The organism is Burkholderia sp. HAN2018 (assembly GCF_024704855.1).
Taxonomy (GTDB): domain Bacteria; phylum Pseudomonadota; class Gammaproteobacteria; order Burkholderiales; family Burkholderiaceae; genus Burkholderia; species Burkholderia cepacia.
Window position 1 is genome coordinate 1 of sequence record NZ_QOBB01000410.1, and the last position, 3,255, is coordinate 3,255.

Annotated in this window: 5 protein-coding genes; 1 reads left to right on the top strand and 4 read right to left on the bottom strand. The window is 68.3% G+C overall.

Features of this window, described 5'->3' with window-relative positions:
• Positions 1–11 precede the first annotated feature (11 nt).
• The 4 genes from DPV74_RS40200 to DPV74_RS40215 form a co-directional block, all read right to left on the bottom strand.
• The gene (locus DPV74_RS40200) at positions 12–1,010 is read right to left on the bottom strand and encodes an NAD(P)H-dependent glycerol-3-phosphate dehydrogenase (protein WP_027789057.1); all 999 of its coding nucleotides are present in this window, start codon (positions 1,008–1,010) and stop codon (positions 12–14) included.
• A gap of 28 nt (positions 1,011–1,038) precedes the next feature.
• Positions 1,039–1,521, bottom strand: coding sequence for a protein-export chaperone SecB (gene secB / locus DPV74_RS40205; protein ID WP_011353285.1), 483 nt, complete (start codon positions 1,519–1,521; stop codon positions 1,039–1,041).
• Positions 1,522–1,628: 107 nt separating this feature from the next.
• Positions 1,629–1,889, bottom strand: coding sequence for a glutaredoxin 3 (grxC, locus tag DPV74_RS40210; RefSeq protein WP_021164237.1), 261 nt, complete (start codon positions 1,887–1,889; stop codon positions 1,629–1,631).
• Positions 1,886–2,308, bottom strand: coding sequence for a rhodanese-like domain-containing protein (locus DPV74_RS40215; RefSeq protein WP_021164238.1), 423 nt, complete (start codon positions 2,306–2,308; stop codon positions 1,886–1,888). The genes grxC and DPV74_RS40215 overlap by 4 nt, the downstream gene beginning before the upstream one ends.
• A 136-nt stretch (positions 2,309–2,444) precedes the next feature.
• On the opposite strand from DPV74_RS40215, the gene gpmA reads away from it, so the two are divergent.
• Positions 2,445–3,191 (top strand): 2,3-diphosphoglycerate-dependent phosphoglycerate mutase, encoded by a 747-nt coding sequence (gene gpmA, locus DPV74_RS40220; RefSeq protein ID WP_027789056.1) that lies wholly within the window; start codon positions 2,445–2,447, stop codon positions 3,189–3,191.
• Positions 3,192–3,255 lie beyond the last annotated feature (64 nt).

Consider the following 3,255-nt stretch of genomic DNA (forward strand, 5'->3'; position numbering starts at 1 on the left):
GCCGGGCCGCGCTACTCGGCGCGCGCGTCGCGCCGCAGCAGGCCGCTGACGGCGTCGCGCGGCGCGATGCCGTCGAACAGCACGCCGCACACGGCTTCGGTGATCGGCATTTCGATCGACTGCGCCCGCGCGATGGCCAGCACGGCCTGCGCACAGCGCACGCCTTCGGCCACGTGGCCGAGCGCGCCGAGGATATCGTTCAGCGTGCGGCCGGCCGCCAGTTGCAGGCCGACCGTGCGGTTGCGCGACAGGTCGCCCGTTGCGGTGAGGATCAGGTCGCCGAGGCCGGTCAGGCCCGTGAAGGTTTCCGCACGGCCGCCGAGCGCGACGCCCAGCCGCGACATTTCGGCGAGGCCGCGCGTGATCAGCGCGGCACGCGCGTTCAGCCCGAGGCCGAGGCCGTCGGCAATACCGGTCGCGATCGCGAGCACGTTCTTCACCGCGCCGCCGACCTCGACGCCGACCACGTCGTCACCCGTATAGATCCGCATCGCGCCGTGATGAAACGCGGCGAGCGTTCGCTCGCGGCATTCGGCGGACGTACTCGCCACCGTCAGCGCGACGGGCAGCGACTGCCCGACCTCGCGTGCGAAGCTCGGCCCCGACAGCACGCCGTTGCTGTGCTGTTCGGGCAGCTCGGCCGCGATCACCTGGTGCGGCAGCAGATGCGTGTCGGCCTCGAAGCCCTTGCAGACCCAGACGATATGCGCGGGCACGCAGCCTGCGGCGCGCATCGCGTGACACAGCGTGCGCAGCCCGGCCACCGGCGCGGCGATCACGCACAAAGCGTCGTCCGCGGCGCCGTGCGCGAGCGCGGCGCCGAGATCGGCGTCGTAGCGCAACGCGTCAGGCAGCGCGATGCCGTCCAGATAGCGGGAATTTTCGTGCCGGGCCTGCAGCCCGGCGATGAGCGCGGCATCGCGCGCCCACAGAAGCGTATCGTGCCGCGCGGCCAGATGGCCCGCGAGCGCGGTGCCCCAGGCACCGGCGCCGAGAACGGCTACTTTCATACCCAGCACCGGTCCTCCGAGTAAAACGTCAGTTCAGCGTCGTGCCGTTCGGCGCGCCTGCTGCGGCGCCGGCCTGCTGCTGAAGCTGCGCGAGACGCTGTTCGTACAGCGCCTGGAAGTTGATTTCCGCCAAGTGGATCGGCGGGAAGCCCGCGCGCGTGATCGCGTCGGCGATGTTCGAACGCAGGTACGGGAACAGGATCGTCGGGCACGCGATGCCGACGAGCGGGTCGAGCTGTTCGTCCGGAATATTGCGGATGTCGAAAATGCCGGCCTGCTTCGCTTCGATCAGGAACGCGACCTTGTCCTTCACCTTCGCGGTAACGGTGCCCGACACGACGACTTCGAACACGCTTTCCGCGAGGCGGTCGGCCTTCACGTCGACTTCGACTTCAACCGACGGCATGTCCTGCTCGAGGAAGATCGCCGGCGAATTCGGCTGCTCGAGCGACATATCCTTCAGGTAGACGCGCTGGATGTTGAAGAACGGTTGGTTTTCGACGTCGGACATGGTGTTTCCCTAAAAGTGGTGACGGGGCGGCCCGGCTTCGCGCCGGCCGCCACGGATGAATCCTGCGCGCCCAAGCCGCGGCGCGGCCGGCGGCCATTCTGCCCTAATCAGGCCGCTTGCAGAAGCGGAACGAGCCCGCCTTCGCGGTCGAGCTTCGACAGATCGTCGTAGCCGCCGACGTGCGTGTCGCCGATATAGATCTGCGGCACCGTGCGGCGCCCCGTGCGCGACATCATTTCGTCGCGGCGGGCCGGATCGCGGTCGATCAGCACCTTCTCGATCTGCTCGACACCGCGCAGCTTCAGCAGGCGCTCGGCCTGGATGCAATACGGACACACCTGCGTGCTGTACATCAAAACCTTGTTCACTTCGCCACTCCTTGTTTGACGACCGGCATCCCGGCCTGCTGCCAGGCAGCCACGCCGCCCTCGAGCACGTGCACCTCGGCGTAGCCCGCCGCCTCGACCTCGCGCGCCGCTTTCTGCGACTGCTGGCCGTTCTGGCAGACGAGCAGCACCGGCGTGCTCTTGTTCTTCGCGACCTGCGCGATCTTCGCGCCGATCTCGCCCGCCGCGACCTGACGGGCCGACGGCAGGTGGCCGGCCGCGAAATCGGACGCGGCGCGCACGTCGATCACGACCGCGTTGCGGCGGTTGATGAGTTGCGTCGCCTCCGCGGCCGACAGGCCGCCGCGACCGCGGCGCAGCGCGGGCCAGGCCAGCAGGCCGCCGGATACCACCAGGATCGCGATAAGGGCCAGGTTGGTGTAATCGGTAAAGAACGTCACGGAATTCCGCCGGAAAAAGAGAAATCGGATGAGGACAATCCCGCCATTATAAAATAACCGTCTTGCGCGATGGCGGGCCCCGGTCGGGTCCCGTACGACGCGCCCCGCTTCCCTATCACTACCGACCGCAAGATCCATGTACAAACTCGTTCTCATCCGCCACGGCGAATCGACGTGGAACAAGGAAAACCGCTTCACCGGCTGGGTCGACGTCGACCTGACCGAACAGGGTCGCAACGAGGCCTACCAGGCCGGCGAATTGCTCAAGGAGGCCGGCTACACGTTCGACATCGCGTACACGTCGGTACTCAAGCGCGCGATCCGCACGCTGTGGCACGTGCAGGACAAGATGGACCTGATGTACCTGCCGGTCGTCCACTCGTGGCGCCTGAACGAGCGCCACTACGGCGCGCTGTCGGGCCTGAACAAGGCGGAAACGGCCGCGAAGTTCGGCGACGACCAGGTGCTCGTGTGGCGCCGCAGCTACGACACGCCGCCGCCCGCGCTCGAGCCGACCGACGAACGCGCGCCGTTCAACGACCCGCGCTACGCGAAGGTGCCGCGCGAGCAGCTGCCGCTCACCGAGTGCCTGAAGGACACGGTCGCGCGCGTGCTGCCGCTGTGGAACGAGTCGATCGCCCCGGCGGTCCGCGCCGGCAAGCAGGTGCTGATCGCCGCGCACGGCAACTCGCTGCGCGCGCTGATCAAGTACCTCGACGGCATCTCGGACAGCGACATCGTCGGCCTGAACATCCCGAACGGCGTGCCGCTCGTGTATGAACTCGACGAGAACCTGAAGCCGATCAAGCACTATTACCTCGGCGACCAGGACGCGATCGCGCAGGCGCAGGCCGCCGTCGCGAAGCAGGGCAAGGCGGGCTGACGCCCGTCGGCCGGGTGAGCCGGCCAGGCCGGGCGGGCCGCGTCCGGCGCGGCATGCCCGGCCC